Origin of the sequence: Micromonospora parastrephiae (assembly GCF_016802865.1) — a bacterium.
GTDB lineage: Bacteria > Actinomycetota > Actinomycetes > Mycobacteriales > Micromonosporaceae > Micromonospora > Micromonospora parastrephiae.
Window position 1 is genome coordinate 1 of the sequence record NZ_JAEVHM010000054.1, and the last position, 20,904, is coordinate 20,904.

Annotated in this window: 20 protein-coding genes and 4 pseudogenes; 14 read left to right on the forward strand and 10 right to left on the reverse strand. The window is 71.0% G+C overall.

What is annotated here, in order from left to right; all coding sequences use genetic code 11:
- Positions 1-59: 59 nt before the first annotated feature.
- From JNW91_RS13680 to JNW91_RS13700, 5 genes are all read right to left on the reverse strand, one after another.
- A complete protein-coding gene (locus JNW91_RS13680; protein ID WP_203175219.1) occupies positions 60-782 on the reverse strand; it encodes a CDP-alcohol phosphatidyltransferase family protein in 723 nt (240 codons plus the stop codon).
- A complete protein-coding gene (locus JNW91_RS13685) occupies positions 757-1,824 on the reverse strand; it encodes an iron-containing alcohol dehydrogenase family protein (RefSeq protein WP_203175220.1) in 1,068 nt (355 codons plus the stop codon). Before JNW91_RS13685 ends, JNW91_RS13680 begins: the two co-directional genes overlap by 26 nt.
- Positions 1,812-2,543, reverse strand: a complete 732-nt coding sequence (locus tag JNW91_RS13690; protein WP_203175269.1) for a phosphocholine cytidylyltransferase family protein — start codon at positions 2,541-2,543, stop codon at positions 1,812-1,814. Before JNW91_RS13690 ends, JNW91_RS13685 begins: the two co-directional genes overlap by 13 nt.
- 78 nt (positions 2,544-2,621) lie before the next feature.
- Positions 2,622-3,389 (reverse strand): helix-turn-helix domain-containing protein, encoded by a 768-nt coding sequence (locus JNW91_RS13695; protein ID WP_203175222.1) that lies wholly within the window; start codon positions 3,387-3,389, stop codon positions 2,622-2,624.
- A complete protein-coding gene (locus JNW91_RS13700) occupies positions 3,386-3,835 on the reverse strand; it encodes an NUDIX hydrolase (RefSeq protein WP_309244353.1) in 450 nt (149 codons plus the stop codon). The genes JNW91_RS13695 and JNW91_RS13700 overlap by 4 nt, the downstream gene beginning before the upstream one ends.
- Before the next feature lie 114 nt (positions 3,836-3,949).
- Here JNW91_RS13700 and JNW91_RS13705 point away from each other — a divergent pair, with 114 nt between their 5' ends.
- From JNW91_RS13705 to corA, 4 genes are all read left to right on the forward strand, one after another.
- On the forward strand, positions 3,950-4,342 hold the full coding sequence (locus tag JNW91_RS13705; RefSeq protein ID WP_203175233.1) for a CBS domain-containing protein: 393 nt from the start codon (positions 3,950-3,952) through the stop codon (positions 4,340-4,342).
- An 82-nt stretch (positions 4,343-4,424) separates the two neighbouring features.
- Complete coding sequence (locus tag JNW91_RS13710; protein WP_203175235.1) at positions 4,425-4,883, forward strand: ester cyclase; 459 nt, start codon at positions 4,425-4,427, stop codon at positions 4,881-4,883.
- A 106-nt stretch (positions 4,884-4,989) separates the two neighbouring features.
- Positions 4,990-6,084 carry an aminotransferase-like domain-containing protein gene (locus tag JNW91_RS13715; RefSeq protein ID WP_203175237.1) on the forward strand — a complete coding sequence of 365 codons (1,095 nt, stop codon included), beginning with the start codon at positions 4,990-4,992 and terminating at the stop codon, positions 6,082-6,084.
- A gap of 319 nt (positions 6,085-6,403) precedes the next feature.
- Positions 6,404-7,552, forward strand: coding sequence for a magnesium/cobalt transporter CorA (gene corA, locus JNW91_RS13720; RefSeq protein WP_203175239.1), 1,149 nt, complete (start codon positions 6,404-6,406; stop codon positions 7,550-7,552).
- A gap of 64 nt (positions 7,553-7,616) precedes the next feature.
- Here corA and JNW91_RS13725 read toward each other — a convergent pair whose 3' ends face one another.
- Positions 7,617-8,390, reverse strand: a complete 774-nt coding sequence (locus JNW91_RS13725; protein WP_203175241.1) for a hypothetical protein — start codon at positions 8,388-8,390, stop codon at positions 7,617-7,619.
- 84 nt (positions 8,391-8,474) lie between these two features.
- Here JNW91_RS13725 and JNW91_RS13730 point away from each other — a divergent pair, with 84 nt between their 5' ends.
- Positions 8,475-9,005: a peptidylprolyl isomerase gene (locus JNW91_RS13730; protein ID WP_151490107.1), complete on the forward strand. Its 531-nt coding sequence runs from the start codon at positions 8,475-8,477 to the stop codon at positions 9,003-9,005.
- 94 nt (positions 9,006-9,099) lie between these two features.
- Complete coding sequence (locus tag JNW91_RS13735) at positions 9,100-10,011, forward strand: rhomboid family intramembrane serine protease (RefSeq protein ID WP_203175242.1); 912 nt, start codon at positions 9,100-9,102, stop codon at positions 10,009-10,011.
- Between the two features lie 10 nt (positions 10,012-10,021).
- On the opposite strand, the gene JNW91_RS13740 is transcribed toward JNW91_RS13735, so the two are convergent.
- Positions 10,022-10,456: a PH domain-containing protein gene (locus tag JNW91_RS13740; RefSeq protein WP_203175243.1), complete on the reverse strand. Its 435-nt coding sequence runs from the start codon at positions 10,454-10,456 to the stop codon at positions 10,022-10,024.
- A gap of 98 nt (positions 10,457-10,554) precedes the next feature.
- Here JNW91_RS13740 and JNW91_RS13745 point away from each other — a divergent pair, with 98 nt between their 5' ends.
- A complete protein-coding gene (locus JNW91_RS13745) occupies positions 10,555-11,727 on the forward strand; it encodes a thiolase family protein (protein ID WP_203175244.1) in 1,173 nt (390 codons plus the stop codon).
- Positions 11,728-11,772: 45 nt separating this feature from the next.
- The gene (locus tag JNW91_RS13750; protein WP_203175245.1) at positions 11,773-12,768 is read left to right on the forward strand and encodes a phosphotransferase; all 996 of its coding nucleotides are present in this window, start codon (positions 11,773-11,775) and stop codon (positions 12,766-12,768) included.
- A gap of 325 nt (positions 12,769-13,093) precedes the next feature.
- On the opposite strand, the pseudogene JNW91_RS13755 reads toward JNW91_RS13750, so the two are convergent.
- Positions 13,094-13,987: pseudogene (locus JNW91_RS13755) on the reverse strand (serine/threonine-protein kinase); the annotation flags it as partial.
- Positions 13,988-14,077: 90 nt separating this feature from the next.
- Between JNW91_RS13755 and JNW91_RS13760 the strand changes: the two are divergent.
- The 6 genes and pseudogenes from JNW91_RS13760 to JNW91_RS13785 all read left to right on the forward strand — a co-directional run bounded on the left by JNW91_RS13760 (position 14,078) and on the right by JNW91_RS13785 (position 18,976).
- A pseudogene (locus tag JNW91_RS13760) lies at positions 14,078-14,273 on the forward strand (acyl-CoA carboxylase subunit epsilon).
- An 88-nt stretch (positions 14,274-14,361) separates the two neighbouring features.
- Entirely contained in the window at positions 14,362-14,811 is a 450-nt protein-coding gene (locus JNW91_RS13765; RefSeq protein ID WP_203175246.1) for a hypothetical protein, read from the forward strand.
- Entirely contained in the window at positions 14,808-16,187 is a 1,380-nt protein-coding gene (locus JNW91_RS13770; protein WP_203175248.1) for a hypothetical protein, read from the forward strand. Before JNW91_RS13765 ends, JNW91_RS13770 begins: the two co-directional genes overlap by 4 nt.
- Positions 16,188-16,195: 8 nt before the next feature.
- On the forward strand, positions 16,196-17,344 hold the full coding sequence (locus JNW91_RS13775; protein ID WP_203175250.1) for a S8 family serine peptidase: 1,149 nt from the start codon (positions 16,196-16,198) through the stop codon (positions 17,342-17,344).
- Between the two features lie 314 nt (positions 17,345-17,658).
- Positions 17,659-18,327, forward strand: coding sequence for a Maf family protein (locus JNW91_RS13780; protein ID WP_203175252.1), 669 nt, complete (start codon positions 17,659-17,661; stop codon positions 18,325-18,327).
- Positions 18,324-18,976, forward strand: a pseudogene (locus JNW91_RS13785) (O-methyltransferase). The gene JNW91_RS13780 and the pseudogene JNW91_RS13785 overlap by 4 nt, the downstream one beginning before the upstream one ends.
- Before the next feature lie 159 nt (positions 18,977-19,135).
- Here the strand turns inward: JNW91_RS13785 and JNW91_RS13790 are convergent.
- Together JNW91_RS13790 and JNW91_RS13795 are read right to left on the reverse strand one after the other, a co-directional pair.
- Positions 19,136-19,891 carry an ABC transporter permease gene (locus tag JNW91_RS13790; protein ID WP_203175254.1) on the reverse strand — a complete coding sequence of 252 codons (756 nt, stop codon included), beginning with the start codon at positions 19,889-19,891 and terminating at the stop codon, positions 19,136-19,138.
- A gap of 18 nt (positions 19,892-19,909) precedes the next feature.
- A pseudogene (locus tag JNW91_RS13795) lies at positions 19,910-20,868 on the reverse strand (ATP-binding cassette domain-containing protein).
- Positions 20,869-20,904: the final 36 nt, after the last annotated feature.

Sequence of the window (20,904 nt, forward strand, 5' to 3'; positions counted from 1 at the left end):
GCGGCGGGGGCGAGCGCGGCGGGGCGGAGCGCGGGGCGCCGGCGCGGCGGCCGGGCTCGTCAGCGCACGGAGGCGCGGGCGGAGAATGCGATGCTGGCGAGCAGGAAACCGCCGTTGACGATGGTGAACGCGACGATCACCCAGAGGACCAGCGCGGGGGCGACGGCGAGCACCAGGGCGGCCACGAAGACCACCGCGCCGTAGTCGCGGACCAGTTTCACCAGGCGTACCGGCAGCGAGGTCGAGGTGACCATGCTGGCGGCGTTCGGGCCGGCCTGCATCACCGAGGTGACCAGGTTGACCATCCAGGTGCCCGCGAAGGTCGCCACCAGCCAGGTCGGCGTCGACCGCTCCTGCGCCACCGCGGTGGCGGCGAGCGCGGCCACCAGGGCGATCTGCGCGGCCACGTCGCAGAGCACGTCGACGCGGGCCCCGGCCGCGTTGCCCTGGCCGGTCACCCGGGCGAGCTGCCCGTCGGCGCAGTCCAGGGAGTACGCGACCTGCCAGCCGACCAGGGCGAGCAGGCCGACCACCCAGGCCGGTACGTCCCCGGCGGCGACCGGGCCGGCGAGCGCCACCACGGTGACGGAGGTGGCCAGGCCGAGCACCAGGTTGGTGATGGTCAGCGCGGTGGGTCGCAGCCCGAGTCGCTGGGCGACCAGCGCGAAGACGGCGCCGAGCCACTGGCTGATCGACTCGCTGAACAGGCCGCCGCCCCGGTTCACCCGGTGGAAGTCGGCGACGGTGGGACGGGGGTCAGCCAAGCTGGTCGCGGATTGCACCGGCGTAGTCTGCCAGCCGTTCCCGCGTCTCGGTAGGCGACAGCGCCAGGTGTTCGAGGATCGTGTAGCGGTCCGGTCGGGTACGCGGCGCGAACTGCACCGCCTCCACGAACTGGTCGTCGGTGAGCCCCACCTCGGCGGGGAGCCGGGGCAGACCGTGCCGGGCGAGGCAGGCCGACATCTCGCCGAAGCGGCGCAGGTCGCCGCGCAGCCAGGTGCAGAACAGCGCGCCCAGCCCGGCCAGTTCGCCGTGCGAGGCGGTGCCGGGGAAGAGCGAGTCGACGGCGTGCATGATCTCGTGGCAGCCTCCGCTGGACGGACGGCTGGTGCCGCAGACCGCCATGGCCAGGCCGCTGGAGATCAGCGCCTCGGCCAGCACGGTGACGAAGGCGTCGTCGGTCATGTCGCCGGGGTGGTTGAGGACCGCTTCGGCGCCTGCCCGGGCCAGCGAGGCGGCCAGGCCGTCGACCGGCTCGCCGCGTACCTGGCGGGCCAGCTCCCAGTCGGCCAGCGCGCTGATGTTGCTGACCACGTCGCCGATGCCGGCCCGGTTGTGCCGGTCCGGGCCGCTCTCCACGAAGTCCAGGTCGACGATCACCGCGATGGGGATGTGCACCCCGTAGGAGCCCTTGATCCCGTCGGTGATGAGACTGGCCACCGGGGAGCCGATCCCGTCGTTGGCGAGGCTGGTCGCCACCGACACCATCGGAAGCCCTCGGCGGGTCGACGCGTACTTGGCCACGTCGATGGTCTTGCCGCCGCCGATGCCGACCACCGCGTCGTACGACCGGGCGCGGAGCTTGCCGCCGAGGTCGTCTGCGGCGTCCAGGGTTGCCCCGGCGACGGTGAACACGTCGGCTGAGCGCAGGGACGGCCGGATCAACTCGGCGATCTGGGCGCCCTGGCCGGGCCCGACCACCACTGCGACGTCACCGCCGGCGGAGATCCGCCCGTCGGCCAGGATCGCGGCGAGGTCGGCGACCGCTCCGCGCCGCACGTCGATGTGCAGCGGGGTGAGGATGCTCCGGGCTAGTAGCGGCACGCGATCTCCCGCGCGCGGGCCAGGTCGGCGTGGTTGTCGACCTCGACCCACGGCACGTCACCGATCGGCGCCGCCCGCACCTCCCCGCCCCGGTCGGCGAACTCCTGGTAGCCGTCCTCGTAGTAGAGGTTCGGGTCGCGCCGCCACGTCGCCTCGAGGGCGTCGGCGAGCGCGTCGGCGACCTGCGGTTCGATCAGCGTGGCACCGATGTACTCTCCGTACGCCTCGCCCGGGTCCATCAGCTTGGTGATCCGGGTGAGCTGGCCGGCGGCGTCGAAGGTGGTCTTCATCTCCTCCTCGGCCAGCGGCTTGAGGGTGTCCACCGCGAGCAGGATCCCCGGACCGCGCTCGGCCAGCAGGGTCTTCTCGATACTCACCGGGTGCACGGTGTCCCCGTTGACCAGCAGCACCCCGCGTGCGAAGTGCTCGCGGGCCAGCCAGAGCGAGTAGGCGTTGTTCCACTCCTCGGCCTTGTCGTTGTGCACCAGGGTGAGCGCCACCCCGTACCGCTTCTCCAGGTCGGCCTGCCGCTCGCGGACCGCGTCCGCCGCGTAGCCGACCACGATCACGATCTCGGTGAGCCCGACCTCGGCGAGGTTGCCCAGCGCGATGTCCAGGATCGTGGTCTCGCCGTCCACCGGCACCAACGCCTTCGGCAGGGTGTCGGTGTACGGGCGCAGCCGGCGCCCCGCCCCGGCAGCGAGCACCATCCCGATCATCCCGGCATCCTCCTTGGTCCGACTCCCCGTCACCGCTGGAGGATAGCCCCGGCCCCCCGGGTGGCTCCGGCCAACCGGTCAGCCGGGCAGCGCCGCCAGGTCGGCGAGCATCGTCAGCCGCTCGTCCGCGCTGAGCACGGTGTACGGGCCGGCCGCCCGACGGTCGGTCTCCAGCTCGATGGCGACCCGCTCGGGACCGGGCGGCAGCGCGGCGACGCTCGACGCGGTGTGCCCGGCGGCGGTCCAGGCCGCGGCGTAGGCGTCGGCCCGGTGGTAGCGCAGCGTGCCCAGCCGGTTGAGCAGCAGCACGCCCGGTCCGGTGCCGTCCGGCTCGTACGGGGGTGCCAGCGCGGTGAACGCGGAGCCGGTCGGGTCAGCCTCCTCGTCGGCCAGCACCAGGGCGTACGCCAGCACCCGGCCGAGCGACGCCACCAACCGCGCCACCCGCTCGTCGTGCCCGGCCCACAGTTCCTCGGTGACCTCGGCGTGCACCTGGTACAGCTCGGCGAGGAAGGCGGCGCCCCGTTCGGTGGCGGAGAGCGCGCCGTCCGGGCGGCGGTGGAGCATGCCGTGCGCCACGTGTTTGTCCACGGCCCGCCGGGAGGAGACCGGGTCGCCGTACCGGGTTATCGCCGTGAACCCGGGCCCGTCGACCGTGCCGCCCGGTGCGGCCAGCCGGGTGCGCAGGTCCACCAGGAAGCCGTTCGCGGTCGGGCCGCCGTACCGCTGGCTCAGTTCGGCGCCGCCGCCGTCCCGGCCGGCCAGCATGCCGGCGCGGAACGTCCGATCCACGGCCGGCGCGAGCAGCCCGGCGAACCGGTGCGGCGTCAGCTCGACGGTGTTCACAGACCGATCGACCGCAGGACGGCGAAGCCCTCCTCCGCGATCCGCCGGATCAGCCCGTCGTTGACGTCGCGGTTTTCGTCGAGCACGGTCACCTCGTGCTCGGCGAGCCAGCGGTACTCGGTGTGCTTGCCGGCCTCCAGCCGCGGGCGGCCGAGGTCGCCGTCGACGCGCACCAGGAAGTCGTGCTCGATCCGGGCCAGCCCGTCGTCGCCGACGTAGTGGTACTCGCCCACCTGACCGAGCACGTGTGAGAGGACCCAGCCGGTCTCCTCGGTGATCTCCCGGCGTAGCGCGTCGTCGATCTCCTCGCCCGGTTCCAGGTGACCACCGACGATGTCCCAGCAGTTGGGAAAGAGGCGTCTCTGGGGTGAGCGGCGCTGGAAGAAGATGCGGCCGTCGTGGTCGACGATCAGCGCGCCGGCGCAGCGCAGGGGCTCGGTGGACACCGTTCGACAGTAGCGAGCGGTCCGGCATCGCGACGATGCCCGGTCTTGTCCCGGAAACATCCACCGACCACGATGTTGGTACCGAATGCCACCGTCCCAAAGGGGTGATGTGTGATGCAGGTACGGGAAGCTATGTCCAGCCAGGTCCTCGTCGTCGGTCCGGAGCACACGCTCCGCCAGGCGGCCCGGATGATGTCGGCCCGTGGTGTCGGGTCGGCGGTCGTGATCGATCCGGATTCCGAGGGGATCGGGATCATGACCGAACGCGACGTGTTGAAGGCCATCGGCGCCGGTCTGGACTGCGACGTGGAACGCACCGGCGCGCACCTGACCTGGGATGTGGTCTACGCCGGCCCGGACTGGACGGTGGCCGAGGCGGCCGCCGCGATGGCCCGGGGCGGGTTCCGGCACCTGGTGGTCCTGGACGGCCGTGAGGTCGCCGGGGTGATCTCGGTGCGGGACATCATGCGGGTCTGGGCGGAGGACCAGGCGGTCGCCACGACCTGACCGGGCGGGTGTGCCGGACCGGATCGACGGGTAGGTATCCCTTGCGGGCGCGGAGATGCCGTGGCCCGTGGGGGAGGGCCCGATGCGGGACGCGGAGCGCCTGGTCGAGCAGCAGTACGCCATGCTCCTGAATCGGGACGTGGCCCGCCTGCCGGATCTCTACGCCCCGGAGGCGTTCTACTCGATGCCGGGCGTGACGGTCCGGCCGATCGAGCTGCCCGCGCTCCTGCGCACCTGGACCGGCGCCTTCCCCGACCTGCGGGTCGACCCGCTGGGTGCCGTGCGCACGGCCGGCGGCGCGGCGGTGGAGTTCCGGCTGACCGGCACCCACACCGGCACGCTGCACTCGCCGTTCGGCACGGTCGCGCCCACCGGCCGCTGGGTGAGCTGGGAGGTGGCCGACGTGGTGCGGGCCCGCCGTGGACGGATCGTCTCCTGGCGGTCCTACTTCGACTGGAGCCGGCTCCTCGACACGCTCGGTGTGCGGTTGGACGGGCTTTCCCGGGCCGCGCAGCACGACTCGCTCGCCCTTCCGGTCTGATCTGGCACCGTCCGGTGGAGTCGGGTCACCCGACCCGGTGGCTCAGGATGCGGACATCGCCGTGCCGTCCGCACGCCCCCCACCGCCGCCCGTACGCTCAACATCCATGACCGCCGAGCAGCTGATCTCCTTCGCCCGTGGGGCTCCCTCGCTGGACATCGTCGATGTCGAGGGGCTCAAGGCCGCCGCCGTCCGCGCCTTCGACGCCGACCCCGCCGGGGTCACGGCGTACGGCACCTCCGTCGGCTACGTTCCGCTGCGTAAGTGGATCGCCGAGAAGCACGGGGTCGACGTCAACCAGGTGTTGGTGACCAACGGGTCGCTCCAGGCCGACGCGTTCCTCTTCGACCACCTGGTCCGGCCGGGCGACGCCGTGGTGGTGGAACGCCCGACGTACGACCGGACCCTGCTCAACCTCCAGCGGATGGGCAGCGAGCTGCACGGCGTCTCGGTCCAGCCGGACGGCCTGGACACGGCCGAGCTGCGCAAGCTGCTGGAGTCCGGGGTCCGCCCCCGGCTCGCGCACGTCATCCCGAACTACCAGAACCCGGCCGGCATGACGCTGTCGCTGGAGAAGCGCCGGGAGCTGCTCGATCTGGCCGCCGAGTACGAGTTCACGATCTTCGAGGACGACCCGTACGCGGACATCCGGTTCCGCGGCGAAGCGCTGCCGTCGATGCTCTCGCTGGACACCCGCAACGTGGTGGTGCACGCGTCGAGCTTCACCAAGACGGTCTGCCCGGGTGTGCGGGTCGGTTACCTGGTCGGCCCGGCGGACCTGATCGCCGACATCGCCAAGAACGCGACGAGTCTCTACATCTCGCCCGGCATGGTGTCGCAGGCGATCGTGCACCAGTTCTGCGTCTCCGGTGACATCGACCGTTCGATCGAGACCGTGCGGGCGGCGCTGGGCGAGCGGTCCCGGGTGCTCGCCGAGTCGTTGCGCCGGCACCTGCCGCAGGCTCGGTTCGTGGAGCCCGACGGCGGCTACTTCCTCTGGGTGGAGTTCCCGGAGGACGTCCTGGTCGACCGGCTCGCCCCGGCGGCGGCCGAGCGCGGCGTCGCCGTCGTGAAGGGCAGCGACTTCGTGCTCGACGGCGGGCGGCACGCCCTGCGGCTGGCCTTCTCGGCGGTGACCGTCGACCGGATCGACGAGGGCGTCCGCCGCCTCGCGGCGGCCGTCGAGGCCGTCCGAAGCTGAAATTACTGTCGGGTTCCCGACAGAACGACGATGCCGGCCGTCCCGGGGCTCCCGCTCGGGCGGCCGGCGGCCCACAATGCTGCGAGCGCCACCCAGGTGTAGCGGACCTCACCGGCCGGTCCTTCCGGCCAGACCGCGCCAGGGTGACGCGTACAGCACAACCCCCGCCCCCACGGGCGCCGGGTGGCCGTGTCGTCCCCGCACCCCCCGATGCGGCCCGGCCCGCCCGGCGCCGCCCTCACGCGACGGCCGTCACACCTGCCCCGGCTCGCGAGCGGCGTAGCCTGCAAGCCGCAGTCGAGTGCGGGGAGGTGACACGATGACGGATCGGACAGGGCAGGGCCGGACGACGCCGTCGCACACCGGTCGGGTGCTACGACCCAGGGCGTGGCCGTCCCCGGTCCGCGCGATGACCCGGATACTCAACGCCGACGGCTCGCCACCCGTGCCGACCCCCACCGGCAGCGGGCGCAGCGGTGTGGTCGACTGCGCGCTCTACATCGACGGCAAGCGGCAGCCCGGTGACTGGGGCTACGCGGACGCGCTGGAGGCGGCACGCCGGGAGGAGCACGGCTTCGTCTGGATCGGCCTGCACCAGCCGGAGCTGGCCGAGATGACCGCCATCGCGGAGACCTACGGCCTGCACGAGCTGGCCGTCGAAGACGCGGTGAAGGCCGAGCAGCGGCCCAAGCTGGAGCGCTTCGGCGAGGTGAGCTTCCTGGTGCTGCGTACCGCCCGGTACTGCGAGCACACGGAGCTGACCGAGACCTCCGAGGTCGTGGAGACCGGCCAGGTGATGCTCTTCATCGGCCCGAACTTCCTGATCAGCGTCCGGCACGGGGATGCCTGCCGGCTCTCCCCGGTCCGTGCCGACCTGGAGACCAAGCAGGAGTTGCTGCTCCAGGGCCCGTGGGCGGTGGCGTACGGGGTGACCGACCGGGTGGTCGACCTCTATCTGGAGGTGGCCGAGCAGCTCGAGGACGACCTGGACGTGTTGGAGGCCGAGGTATTCGACCGCAACAGCCACGGGCGGATCCAGCGGATCTATCAGATGAAGCGGGAACTGGTGGAGTTCAAGCGGGCGGTGATCCCGTTGCAGCGGCCGCTGATGACGCTGACCTCGCAGGTCAACCGGGATGTGCCCAAGGAGATCCGCAAGTACTTCCGGGACGTGCAGGACCACCTGAGCCGCACCGTCGAGCAGGTCAACTCGTACGACGACCTGCTGAACTCGATCCTGCAGGCGCGGCTGGCCCAGGTCACCGTCGACCAGAACAACGACATGCGCAAGATCGCCGCGTGGGCGGCCATCGCCGCGGTCTGGACGTCGATAGCCGGGGTCGAGGGTATGAACTTCGACAACATGCCCGAGCTGAAGATGACGTACGGCTATCCGGTGGCTCTGGCCCTGATGCTCGGTGTCTCGCTCGCCCTGTACCGCTGGTTCCGCCGCAACGGTTGGCTCTGACACAGCCGAGCGCCGGCGAGCGGGGTGACCCGCGTCGCCGGCGCCCGATGCGCTGCCGCTGACCTCAGCGGCGGCCGTTGGTGCGGGCGGTGTCCTTGCCCAGCGCCTTGGTGAGGTCGTCGGCCGGCCGGCCGGACGGCTCGGTGGCGCCCTCGGCGACCGCCGGGACCTTGTCCGTCGGGCGGACACCGGTCTGCTTGGCCGTGCCGGTGGTGCTGGCGCTGTCGCCGCCGGCGACCGCCGAGCTGCCGGCGCCGGTCATCCCGGCCGCGCCGGCCATCGCGGAGCCGTCGCTGCCCTTGGCGGACGGGGTGCGCACCTCGATCGAGTCCACCTCGTCGCGCATCGGCTCCAGGGTGCGGGTCGGGTCGTACTCGGCCCACTCCTGCTGTTCCCGACGGCGACGCAGGGCGACCGCGCCGGCCAGGCCGGCGATGGCACCCGCTGCCAGCAGGCCGGTCATCATCGAGCCGCGACGGCGCGGCTGCTTCTTCTTACCGGTGATCCGCATGGTCTTCGACTTGGCCTTCCTGGTCAGCGGCCCCGCCTGCGCGGCGCCGTCACGGGCCGCCGTGGCCAGCGGTGCCAGCGTGGTGAGTGTCGTCCCCCAGCCGGTCGACGCGCGATCGCGTACCTTCGTCGCGGCCGGCCCGACGTAGCCCCGGGCCACCTGGACCCGCGGACCGACGGTCGCGCCGGCGCCCTTCGCGGCGTGGTTGGCTGCCTGCATCAGGTGGCTGATGCTTTGGTTCAGCTCGGCCTTGGCCAGCTGCCCCTGGGACTTACGCCGCCCGAATCCAAACACGGTCCTACCTCCTGGGAGTTGTTCCTTCGTCATCCTCCACCTTCGGATGCCTCCGCGATGCCAGATCGGGCACATGGGAGGATCCGCATGGAACTGACCAACGAGTGAGGAGTACCCGTGGCCGAGGCTGTCTACGCCACCCTGCACACCAACGCTGGCCCGATCCGGCTGGAGCTCTTCCCGAACCACGCGCCGAAGACGGTCCGCAACTTCATCGACCTGGCCGAGGGCAACCGGGAGTACACCGACCCGCGCACCGGTCAGCCGGGCAGTGGGCCGTACTACGACGGCACCATCTCGCACCGGGTGATCAGCGGCTTCATGGTCCAGATGGGCGACCCGACCGGCACCGGTCGGGGCGGACCGGGCTACAAGTTCGCCGACGAGTTCCACCCGGAGCTGCGCTTCGACCGGCCGTACCTGCTCGCGATGGCGAACGCCGGACCGGGCACCAACGGTTCGCAGTTCTTCATCACGGTGTCGCCGACGCCGCACCTGAACAACCGGCACACCATCTTCGGGCAGGTCGCCGACGAGCAGTCGGTGAAGGTCGTCGACTCGATCGCGAACACCCCGACCGGCCCGAGCGACCGTCCGTTGCAGGACGTCGTCATCGAGCGGGTCGAGATCGAGCGGTCTGCTTCCTGAGCGACCGGCGAGGTACCTTTGCTCGCATGATTGAGCGCTCCGGAGCACGGCCGGTGCCGGTGGACCGCGCGGTGGCGGACGGAGGGTCGGCCCGGTGAGTGAGTCCCCGCCGACCACCCCGGTCTGCTACCGGCACCCCGGTCGGGAGACCTACGTCCGGTGCACCCGCTGCGACCGGCCGATCTGTCCGGACTGCATGCGGGAGGCGTCCGTCGGGCACCAGTGCCCGGAGTGCGTCAACGAGGGCCGTCGCACTGTCCGGCCGGCGCGTACCGCCTTCGGTGGCGGTACCGCCGGCCGGCACGGTTACGTCACCAAGGGGCTCATCGCGCTGAACGTGCTGCTCATGCTGCTGTCCATCGCCTCCGACCGGGGTGGGGACGCGGCGGTGGGCGGTTCCGGCTTCGGCGGGCTGATGGGTGGCAGCACCCCGCTGACCAACTGGGGTTCGGTGCTCGGGCTGGCGTTCTTCCCCGACGGGACGCTCGGTGGCATCGCCGAGGGCCAGTGGTATCGCCTGGTCACCGCCATGTTCCTGCATTACGGCGTGATCCATCTGCTGCTCAACATGTGGGCGCTGTGGGTGCTCGGCCGGTCGTTGGAGGCCAACCTCGGGCCGCTGCGCTTCGGCGCGCTCTACCTGATCGCGGGTCTCGGCGGTAACGTCGCCGCCTACCTGTTCAGCGCCCAGAACTCGGCCACGGCCGGCGCCTCGACGGCGGTCTTCGGCCTCTTCGCCGCGCTGATCATCATCGAGCGCAAGCTCGGCCGGGACATCTCCCAGGTGATCCCGATCCTGGTGATCAACCTGGTGTTCACGCTGACCGTGCCGGGCATCTCCATCCCCGGGCACCTGGGCGGCCTGGTGGTCGGCGCGGCGATGTCTCTGGTGCTCGCGTACGCGCCCCGTGGCCGGCGCACGTTGGTGCAGGTCGCCGGCGGCGCGGTCATCCTGCTGATCCTGCTCGCCCTGACCCTGTTCCGCACCACGCAGCTGTTGGGGTGACCGGCGGGAGCTATCCGGTCGTGTCCGGGCGGGCGGCGCGCAACTCGGCGGCCACCTCCTCCGGGGTGGCCCCCAGGTCGTACCGGCCGAGCAGGTGCAGCGACTCGCCCGCGTCGATCTCCAGTGTCTCGCTGGTCAGCCCCAACCGTGGTCGACGGTCCACGGTGATCGCCTCGACCGCCGACCAGGGCAGCAGCCGCCGGCCGGCGAAGCCGCGGATGACGGTGAGGCCGTCGGAGTCCACGGCCAACCGGACGGGCGCGACCAGGTCGCGTGCCGCCCAGCCGGCCAGCGCGGCGGCGGCCAGGGCGGCCACCACGAGTCGCACCGAGTCGCCGTCGGCGAAGAGCAACCCGAGCGCGACCAGCAGCACCGCGCCGGCCAGCTTCGCCGCCGGCAGGCCCGCCGGCACCCGCCACGTCCGGCTCGGGGTGATCTCATCCACCCGCCCAGCATGCCAGCGGTGGTCGGCTGCCGCCTGGGCGGACGACCGGTCGATGGACGACGTAGGATCGAGGCAGCCCAAGTTACCGGGGAGTAAACATGAGTGACGCGGTCATCGTCGGCGCGGTACGCACCCCGGTCGGACGGCGCAAGGGCAGCCTCGCCGGCGTCCACCCGGTCGACCTCTCGGCGCACGTGCTGCGCGCCCTCGCCGAACGCACCGGCCTCGATCCGGCGCAGGTCGACGACGTCTTCTGGGGCTGCGTGTCCCAGGTCGGCGAGCAGTCCTGGAACATCGCGCGCAACGCGGTCCTCGCCGCCGGCTGGCCCGAGACGGTCCCCGGCACCACCCTCGACCGGCAGTGCGGTTCCAGCCAGCAGGCGCTGCACTTCGCCGCCGCCACCGTCCTCTCCGGCCAGGCCGACCTCGTGGTCGCCGGTGGGGTGGAGTCGATGACCCGGGTGCCGATGGGTTCCAGCGTGGCCGGCGGCATGCCGTTCAGCGACCAGCTCCGCGACCGGTACCGGGGCGTGGAGGGCTTCGCCGACGACGCACCGCTGCCGTTCAACCAGGGGGTCGGCGCCGAGCTGATCGCCCGACGCTGGCGCCTCTCGCGTACCCAACTCGACGAGTTCGCGCTGACCAGCCACGAGAAGGCCGCCGCCGCGCAGGACGCCGGGGCGTTCGACCCGGAACTGACGCCGGTCCCGCTCGTCGACGGCGGCAAGTTCGCCGCCGACGAGGGCATCCGTCGGGAGACCTCGCTGGAGAAGCTCGGTGAGCTGTCCACCCCGTTCCGCGTCGACGGTGTGGTGACCGCCGGCTCCGCGTCCCAGATCTCCGACGGCGCCGCCGCCCTCGCGGTGACCACCTCCGAGTGGGCCAGCCGGCACGGCCTGCGCCCGCTGGCCCGCATCCACACCGCCGTGGTCGCCGCCGACGACCCGGTCACCATGCTCACCGCGCCCATCCCGGCCACCGCGAAGGCGCTGCGCCGCGCGGGGCTGGGCATCGAGGAGATCGGGGTGTACGAGGTGAACGAGGCGTTCGCCCCGGTGCCGCTGGCCTGGCTCGCGGAGACCGAGGCGGACCCGGAGCGACTCAACCCGCGCGGCGGGGCGATCGCCCTCGGTCACCCGCTCGGGGGCTCCGGCGCCCGAATCATGACCACGATGCTCCAGCACATGCACGACAACGGGATCCGCTACGGCCTGCAGACCATGTGCGAGGGCGGCGGCATGGCCAACGCCACCATCGTCGAGCTGGTCTGAGGAAACGTCTCGCCCGGCCCGGGCCGGCCGCCTAGGGTGCCCTCCGTGACGACGATCGAGCGCGCCCCCGACTGGTCCGACGAGCAGTGGCAGACGCGGGCGCGATCCTGGGTCGACGAGCAGGTGACCCGGGTCGGCCGGCGGGTGACCGGGCCGGTCGAGCCCCGGGTCCGTCCGTGGTCGCTGGTGTGGCGGGTGCCCACCGACGACGGTCCGGTCTGGTTCAAGGCGAACAACCCGGGCACGGTGCACGAGGCCGTCCTCATCGCGACGCTGGCCCGGCTCACGCCGGAGCGGGTGCTGACACCGATCGCGGTGGACCCGCAGCGGGGCTGGTCACTGCTGCCCGACGGTGGCGAGTCACTGCGCGCGCTCCTGGGCCGCGACCCGGACCTGACGCACTGGGAGCGGGCGCTGCCCGGGTACGCCGCGCTCCAGTTGGCCACCGCGCCGCAGGCCGACGAGCTGATCGCCCTCGGCGTACCGGACCACCGCCCCGAGGTGCTGGCCGATCTGTTCGCCGACCTGCTCGACGACCACGCCTCGCTGCGGATCGGCGCCGAGGGCGGGCTCCGCCCCGAGGTGTACGGCCGGCTGCGGGCGGAGCTGCCGTCGTACACCGAGCGGTGCCGCCGGCTCGCCGACATCGGCGTCCCGGCCACCGTGCAGCACGACGACCTGCACGACGGCAACGTCTTCGCCGGCCCGGACGGGTACCGCTTCTTCGACTGGGGTGACGCCTCGGTGGCGCACCCGTTCGGCACGCTGCTGGTGACGCTGCGCTCCATCCGGTTCGCCAGCGAGCTGTCGGCCGACGACGCCCGGCTGGCCCGGCTGCGCGACGCCTACCTGGAGGCGTGGACCGACCGGTACGACCGGCCGACCCTCGTCGAGGCCGCCGACCTGGCGATCAGCCTGGGTACGGTGAGTCGGTCACTCTCCTGGCGTCGAGCCCTCGACACGGCCGATCCGGCCCGTGCCGAGTACGCAGATGCCGTTCCCGGCTGGCTGGAGGAACTGCTGGAGTCCGAGGCCGCCTGAGATCGTGTTGGGTGCCGGTCTGGACAGGCAGCGGTCCGGCGGGCAGGATCTTGGCGCCGACCCCGCGCCGTCCACATCAGATCGGGATCCCACGTGACCATCAGCCTGCTCCGGCACGCCCCGCGTCGTGGCGCCCGTCGGGTCCTCGCCGCCGTGGCGGCTGTCGTGGTCGCCGCGGCTGCCGCGTCGACAGGTGTCGCCCGACCGGCTCGGGCCGCGGCCTATGACGGTCCGCAGCCGGGCACCTTCACCGGCCTCGGGTTCGACACCTGCGCCGCCCCGTCGAACGCGTCGATGAAGGCGTGGTCTCCAAGCTGGGCGACCGCGGCAGGCGCGGCTCGCGCGGACCGTTCGGCCCCGGCCGGCGTACGCCATCCAGCAGTGAGATCCCGCGCGAACGCTTGCCGCCGGCGCGGCGCAGCAGCCGCTCCGCCACCTCGGCGGTGATCCGCTCGTTCGGGTCCTTGCGCAGCAGCCCGTTGAGCACGGCCTTGAGCGGGCCGGCGTTCTTCGGCGGTGGGATCGGCTCGGTGGCCAACGCGGCCAGGGTGCCGATCGCCGACGGCCGGGCGTACGGAGACTTACCCTCGACCGCCGCGTAGAGCGTCGCGCCCAACGACCACAGGTCGGCCTCCGGCCCGGCGGTGCCGTCTCGGGCCCGCTCCGGCGAAATGTACGCGGGCGAGCCGAGAACCATGCCGGTACGGGTGACGTTCGGGTCACCCGGGATGGTGGCGAGGCCGAAATCGGTCAACACCACCCGACCGTCGTCGCCGAGCAGCACGTTGCCCGGCTTCACGTCGCGGTGCATGACGCCCGCCTTGTGCGCCGCGTTGAGGGCCCCCAGCACACCGAGACCGATCTCGACCGCGCGGGCCACCGGCACCGGGCCGTCCTCGGCGAGCGTGTCCTGCAACGACTTCGACGCCACGTACTCCATGACGATCCACGGATCGCCGTCGGTGCGCAGCACGTCGAAGATGCGGACGACGTTGGCGTGGTTGAGCCGGGCGATGGCCCGCGCCTCCCGCAACGAGCGTTCCCGCATCTCGCGGCGTTCCTCGTCGGTGAGACCGGGCGGCGGCACCAACTCCTTGATGGCGACGTCCCGGTGCAGCACCTCGTCGCGCGCCTTCCACACCCGACCCATGCCGCCCTGGCCGAGCGGCGACAGAAGCCGGTATCGGTCAGCGACGAGTTGGGGAAGCGCGTTCGACATCGGTGAGACGGTACCCGGACCCGCCGACGGTCACACCGCCGGCACGCCACTGTCCGTTCCCGGCAACTTCCGGCCGCGTACCCTTGCGGCATGTCTGCCGAAGAGCCGCTGTTCCGGGTCGTTCGCGGCGTGCCCACCGCGGAGGAGTTGGCCGCCCTGGTCGGCGCCATCGTCGTCCGGTCCCGCCCGGCCGTCGCCCCCCACGCCGCCGGCCACCTCGGTCTGGGCCCGCAGCGCCCGACCGGCCAGCCCCCGCACCTGGCGCACCGCCGGCCTCCCCCGCTGACGCGACCCGCCGTACGGGGGCTGCCAGGGTGGCGTTGAGCCGTTAACCTCACTCAGGGAAACGGTGCCGTGACGCATAGGGAGGGTCGATGATCCCCGAAGAGGACGGGCCAGCACCCTGGCTGCGCAACTACGGCGGCATCAAGGCTGACATCCGCCAACTCCGGGAATTCGCCGACCAACTCGCCGCCGAGGTCGAACGCAACTACGCGCCGCACCTGCCGTACATCGCCGCCGACATGTCCGCCGAAATACCCAACCCCTGCGACGCCTTCGTCGAGCTGGTCACCTTCCTGCACGCCCACCACGAGACACAGCAGGCCACCGCGGACATGGTGTACGCCGTCCGAGGCGCCACCGGCCACCTAGCCGCCGCCGCCGACCGCGTCGCCACCCAGTACGCCGACAGCGACGCCTTCTCCGCAGCCCGAGTGGTCGACGTGCAACAGGCCCTCGCCGACCCGGGCGCCGTGCTGCCCAACACCCCGACGCCCACACCGATGCTCACCGACCCCACCGGCCCGGCGGTGCTCCCATGATCGAGCGGGGCAACAGCCGCACCTCCGGCACCGACTGGCAGCTCATGGACGTCAACAGCATGTGGGCGTGCCTACAGGACCACGACACCGCCAACCACTGGAAGCAGGTCGCCGGCTGGCGCAAGGTCTGCGACCTGGCACAGATCCACCTCGGCCGGCTCCAGGAATACCGACGCGGCCTCGCCGCGGCGTGGCCACCCGAAACCAGCGCCGCCTCCCGCACGTACCTCGCCCAACTCGACGAACTGATCGACAAGGTGCGGCACACCCACGACGCCGCCACCGCCAACTACACCGCGCTGTCCGCCGCCACCCAGGCCATCGGCACCACCCGCGCCGCGCTCCGCAAGGTCCACGAGGAGTACGCGGACAAACTCCAACAAAAGCGGGCCTACGAGACGACAGCCGCCGACCCGAAAGCCATCATGGGCAGCCGGATCACCGAGCCACCCGTTTCCGATGCGGAACTGGAACGGCTGAACGCGCAGGCGCGGGGCATGATGTTCAGTTTGAGCGGCGAACTCCAACAAGCCCAAGCAACCCTCCAAAAACCACCGCCACCCCCTCGACGGGCAGGCCACCAACCGAACGATCCGGATACTTACGGCACTAGCGCACAAGGTCCAGTCATTCCGCCCGTCATCGCCGTACCGATGACGCCGACCGTTTCAACAACGGTGAAGGCACGGAATGCACCCTCTTTAGGACCTACGTCTGTTCAGGCTCCCTCAGGCGTGGGACCTGTTCTCGGCGGAACAAGTTCGGCTTCAATGCCGGGCGCAACGAGCCCGAACTTGCCCGGGCCGGCAACTTCTCCATTAGCGCCACCTACCGCTTCGCCCAGCCTGCCGTCCGGCATTTCGGTCGGGCCCGTCAGCGACCTGACGCCACGGCGCTCTGCGGGTACCAGACCTCAGAGCGGGACTGAAAACTTTGCCCAGCGCCCGACACCACCGGCTTCCAGCCGACCGATGCCACCCGGAGGCGTCATTGGGGGCATGCCAGGCATGAACGTGAGCCAACCCGGCCCAACCCAAAGCTCGCCTCGGCGCGTCAACCCGATCGGCGGTGTCATTGGCGGTGGCGGAGCGGGCACCGCACCGAGCGGAGGAGCCGGCTCTCGCCCTGGATCAGGCCGCAGCTCGTCAGCGATGCAAGGCATCCCACCGATGGGCGGCGCGCCTGGACTGGCGAGCCCCCCTGGTGTTCAGCCGCCGGCTCTTCGGCCAACCGATCAAAGGCAGGCAGGCAACGACGCGTCCCACTGGGACCCCGATCACCCGTGGAAAATCGATACGGGCGTAGCGCCGGTGGTCCGTCCACCCAGTGATGACGGGCCCATCGACCCAGGTCCCGCCATCGGCTTCAATCGATGATGTCAATCATGGCCGAGGTAACGGCAATTGCACTGATCTTGCAACTTTCACCCATTGGATTGACATCGAAAATAACTCCACCTTCGAACCCGGCGCCCGCTGAGGCCGAACGGATCCGGGCCGATCAATGGCACCTATCATTTCTGAAGGTCACCGAGGCTCAGGCGATTAGTCAAGGCGATGGGGTCGTTGTTGCCGTGCCCGACACCGGCGTGGATCCTCACCCCGACCTGAGCGATAACTTGCTGACGGGAATTGACACCGTCGCCGGCGGTTCTGGAAATGGCCGAGAGGACCCAAACAGTCACGGCACGAGTATGGCGGGATTGATTGCGGCGCACGGCAGGGTCGGAAATGCGGGAGCACTCGGCATTGCCCCGCGAGCCAAAATCCTTCCCATCAAAGCCTCCACGTCGGACAATTTCGGGGAAGCTGAGGACCTTGCTGCAGCTATCGAATACGCCATATCCAGTAGGGCCCAAGTCATCAATGTTTCTAGTGGAGGGGCATCAACACCGCGTCTCATCCGGGCAGTCGACGCCGCCCTCGCAGCGAATATTACTGTCGTGGCAGCAGCCGGAAACGTGCCGTATCGACCTGTTTCGTATCCGGCAAGCGAAGAAGGCGTAATTGCCGTGGGCGGCGTGGATCGCTCGGGACAACACGCAGCTATCTCGGTCACCGGTCCGGAGATCGACGTGGTCGCACCGGCGGTCGACATTTACAGCACCAGCTACAACGGAAAGTACTCGAAGGGCACTGGCACTTCGAGCGCGACGGCGATTGTGGCCGGGGCCGCGGCTCTGATCAGGTCGAAGTACCCCTACCTGCCGGCGCGGGAGGTGGCGCATCGACTCACTGCCACGGCCGTCGACAAGGGTCCGCCTGGTCGTGACGACGAGTACGGGTATGGCGTGATCGATCTTGTGGCGGCGTTGACGGCAGACGTACCTCCGCTGGGGTTTGAGTCGGTGAGCGCGCCGGCCGGTGCTGGCGTCAGTACGACGGCTCGCGCTGGGCGTGGTGATGACGCTGATGGCGCGACAGTTCGCGGGGTGGTCACTCTCGCGGTGATCGTGGCCGTTGGTGTCGGATGGGCGCTGATGGCACGGCGTCGGCGGCGCGGTGATGATCCACCTCCCCGAATCAGCCGCTAGTCGGGCCGGGCGCGCTGTGATCGACTCGAGTTCGTTGAAATCGGGGTGTCCCGGCGCAAGGGATACCCCGAGTTCCGCGAAGGCGAGTGGATCACGCTAATGATTTCGCCGATCGACTCGGTATCGCCGATATTGGGCTTTCGTGGAGGTGCGATAGCCCAATGTCGGCGATCTGGAGTGGATCAAGGACGCCGGCGATCAAGGACGCCGGCACCCCGGCCCCGGCCGGCTACCCGGGGGGCGCCCCGATCCCGGCCGGCGGACCCAGGGCGGCGCGCCGGTGTGGTGGGTGGTGAGCCGGTAACGTCGGGCTCGTGTCTGACTCTCTGCCGCTCCGCCTCGTGCTCGCCTCGGCGAGCCCTGCCCGTCGCAAGTCTCTCCAGGCCGCCGGCATCGAGCCGGACGTGCTGGTCAGTGGGGTGGACGAGTCTCTGGTGGTGACCGATCGGGCCGAGGAGTTGTGCCTGGAGTTGGCGCGGCTCAAGGCGCAGGCGGTGTTGACCCGGTTGAGCCCGGCCGCCGGTCAGCGGACGCTGGTGATCGGCTGTGACTCGGTGCTGGCGTTCGACGGGGAGATTCTCGGTAAGCCGACGGATCCGGCGGACGCGACCCGGCGCTGGCTGCGGATGCGGGGGCGCAGCGGTGTTCTGCACAGTGGGCACTGCCTGATCGACGTCGTCGCCGGGCGGCGGGCGGAGGCGGTCGCCTCGACGACCGTCCACTTCGCCGACGTCAGTGACGACGAGATCGCCGCGTACGTGGCCACCGGTGAGCCGCTGGCCGTGGCCGGCGCGTTCACGATCGACGGGCTGGGTGGGGCGTTCGTGGAGCGGATCGAGGGTGACGCGGGCACGGTGGTCGGGTTGTCGATGCCGCTGCTGCGCCGCCTCCTCGCCGAGCTGAATCTACAGATAACCGACTTGTGGACGAAGGTCGCGCCGGGCGGCCAAACTGTCGAGCCGCTCGGTACCGTCCCGTCATGACCACCAAGTCGATCCCGCTCACCGACGAGCTGCACACGTACCTGGTCGCGCACGGCGCCCCGCCGGACGACATCATTCGGGACCTGGCCGAGGAGACCCGGTCGGTGCTGCCGGAGCACGCCACGATGCAGGTGGCACCGGAGCAGGCGGCCTTCCTGACCTTCCTCACCCGGCTGCTGGACGTGCGGCACGCCGTCGAGGTCGGCACGTTCACCGGGCTGTCGGCGCTGGCGATCGCCCGCGGGCTGCCCGAAGGTGGGCGGCTGACCTGCTTCGACATCTCCGAGGAGTTCACCGGCATGGCCCGGCGCTACTGGGCCCGGGCGGCGTGCAGGACCGGATCGAGCTGCGCATCGGCCCCGCCGGGGAGACGCTGCGGGAGCTTCCACACGAGCGCCACCTGGACTTCGCGTTCATCGACGCGGACAAGACCGGCTACCCGATCTACTGGGCGGAGCTGGTGCCCCGGATGCGTCCGGGTGGGGTGATCGCCCTCGACAACGTACTGCGCGGCGGGCGGGTGATCGCCCCACAGAACGAAGGCGACCGGGCTATCGCCGCCTTCAACGACGAGGTGCTCGCCGACGTACGGGTGGACCAGGTGATGCTGCCGATCGCGGACGGCGTCACCCTCGCCCGGGTGCGCTGAGCCCTCGCCCGGATGCGCTGAGCCCTCGCCCGGGTGCGCCGAGCCTTCGCCCGGCTGCGCCGAGCCGTCGCACGGATGCGGTGAGCGTCGGCAACCGCCGGACGCGGAAATCGGGGTGCCCTCGTGCGAGGGGCACCCCGATTCCGGGAGAGACCAGCGTCAGCGGACGCTGCGGGCGAACTGGCGTGCGGCCCAGAAGACACCCAGCGCGGCGAGGACCGCGGTGATGCTGAGGCCCTGCCAGACCTTGTCGCTGCCGAGGTCACCGGCGAACAGCGCGCGGGTGCCGTCGACCGCCCAGGAGAACGGGTTCCAGTCGGCGATGCCCTGCAACCAGCCGGGCGCGAAGGTCAGCGGCAGCAGGATGCCGGACAGCAGCAGCACCGGCTGCGCCACCGTGTTCATCAGCGGGGCCAACGCGTCCTCGCTCTTGACCTTGAGCGCGACACCGTACGAGACGGCCGAGGTCATCAGCGCGATCAGGGCGAGCATCAGGTACGCCAGCAGCAGGTCACCGATGAACACCCGCAGGTCGAACAGGAGCGCCAGCAGGGTGATGATGACGGCCTGCACGACGAGCGAGACCACGTCGCGCAGTGAGCGGCCGAGCAGCAGGGCGAGTCGACTGATCGGGGTGACCCGGGAGCGTTCGATGACCCCGGCGCGCAGCTCGGCGATCAGACCGAAGCCCTGGAACAGGCCACCGAAGATGGCCAGCAGCACCAGCAGGCCGGGTACGAAGATCTTGTAGGCGGCGGCCTGGGTGGGTGCGTTCAGCGCCGGCTTGAGCAGCGGGGCGAAGAGCAGCAGGTACATCACCGGCTGGAACACGCCGACGAAGACCCAGACCGGGTTGCGCAGCAGGAGCTGGATCTGCCGCTGGAAGATCAGCCACGTGTCACGGGCGAATTTCATGGGTCGTCTCCGGGATGGTCAGGACTCGCGCAGCGAGCGGCCGGTCTTGGTCAGGAAGACGTCGTCCAGGCTGGGTCGGTGCAGCTCGATCGAGCGCAGCTCCAGCCCGGCGTGGTCGAGTCGGCGCAGCACCTGCGGGATGGCGGTGGCGCCCTCGTCGACGTAGAGACGCAGGCCACCCTCGTCGACGGTTTCCAGCTTGTTGACGTACAGCTCGCCGTCGAGCGCCTTCGCGGCCTGCGGGGTGGCGGCCAGGTCGAGGCCGACCAGCACCACGTCGCCGGAGATCTCCCGCTTGAGCTCGGCCGGGGTGCCCTCGGCCACCACCTCGCCGTTGTCCATGATCGCGATCCGGTCGCAGAGCGCGTCGGCCTCGTCGAGGTAGTGGGTGGTGATGAAGACGGTCATCCCGTCGCTGCGCAGCCGCCGGATCTCGTCCCACATGTGCGCGCGGCTCTGCGGGTCGAGGCCCGTGGTCGGCTCGTCCAGAAAGACGATCTTCGGCTCGTGGATGATGCCGAGCGCGATCTCGACGCGCCGACGCTGACCGCCCGAGTAGGTCTTGCACTTGCGGTCGGCGTACTCGGTGAGCTGGAAGGCGTCCAGGGCGCGGGCGGCGCGGCGCTGCGCGTCGGCCTTGCCGATGCCGTACATGCGGGCGTGCAGCACCAGCTCCTCGCGGGCGGTGGACTCGTCCCAGGTGCTGCCGCCCTGCGGGACGTACCCGATGCGGCGACGCACCTCGGCCGGGTCCTTGCGCAGGTCGGCGCCGGCGATCGTGGCCTCGCCGCCGTCCGGCTCGATCAGCGTGGCGAGCATCCGCAGCGTGGTGGTCTTGCCGGCGCCGTTCGGGCCGAGGAAGCCGAAGATCTCGCCCTCGGCGACCTCCAGGTTGACGCCCCGCACGGCGTCAACCGTCTTCGTCTCTCGACCCGCGCGGAGCGGAACGACTTCCGCAGCCCCCTGGTCTCGATCATCTCTGCTCCTGGTCGTTCGGGCCGGTCGGGCCGGCC

Coding starts and splice junctions, on each gene's coding strand:
- JNW91_RS13775 (WP_203175250.1), top strand. CDS start 16,196: ATGGCCGAGGTAACGGCAATTGCACTGATCTTGCAACTTTCACCCATT.
- JNW91_RS13770 (WP_203175248.1), top strand. CDS start 14,808: ATGATCGAGCGGGGCAACAGCCGCACCTCCGGCACCGACTGGCAGCTC.
- JNW91_RS13705 (WP_203175233.1), top strand. CDS start 3,950: ATGCAGGTACGGGAAGCTATGTCCAGCCAGGTCCTCGTCGTCGGTCCG.
- JNW91_RS13715 (WP_203175237.1), top strand. CDS start 4,990: ATGACCGCCGAGCAGCTGATCTCCTTCGCCCGTGGGGCTCCCTCGCTG.
- JNW91_RS13710 (WP_203175235.1), top strand. CDS start 4,425: ATGCGGGACGCGGAGCGCCTGGTCGAGCAGCAGTACGCCATGCTCCTG.
- JNW91_RS13745 (WP_203175244.1), top strand. CDS start 10,555: ATGAGTGACGCGGTCATCGTCGGCGCGGTACGCACCCCGGTCGGACGG.
- corA (WP_203175239.1), top strand. CDS start 6,404: ATGACGGATCGGACAGGGCAGGGCCGGACGACGCCGTCGCACACCGGT.
- JNW91_RS13690 (WP_203175269.1), bottom strand. CDS start 2,543: ATGATCGGGATGGTGCTCGCTGCCGGGGCGGGGCGCCGGCTGCGCCCG.
- JNW91_RS13765 (WP_203175246.1), top strand. CDS start 14,362: ATGATCCCCGAAGAGGACGGGCCAGCACCCTGGCTGCGCAACTACGGC.
- JNW91_RS13790 (WP_203175254.1), bottom strand. CDS start 19,891: ATGAAATTCGCCCGTGACACGTGGCTGATCTTCCAGCGGCAGATCCAG.
- JNW91_RS13725 (WP_203175241.1), bottom strand. CDS start 8,390: ATGACGAAGGAACAACTCCCAGGAGGTAGGACCGTGTTTGGATTCGGG.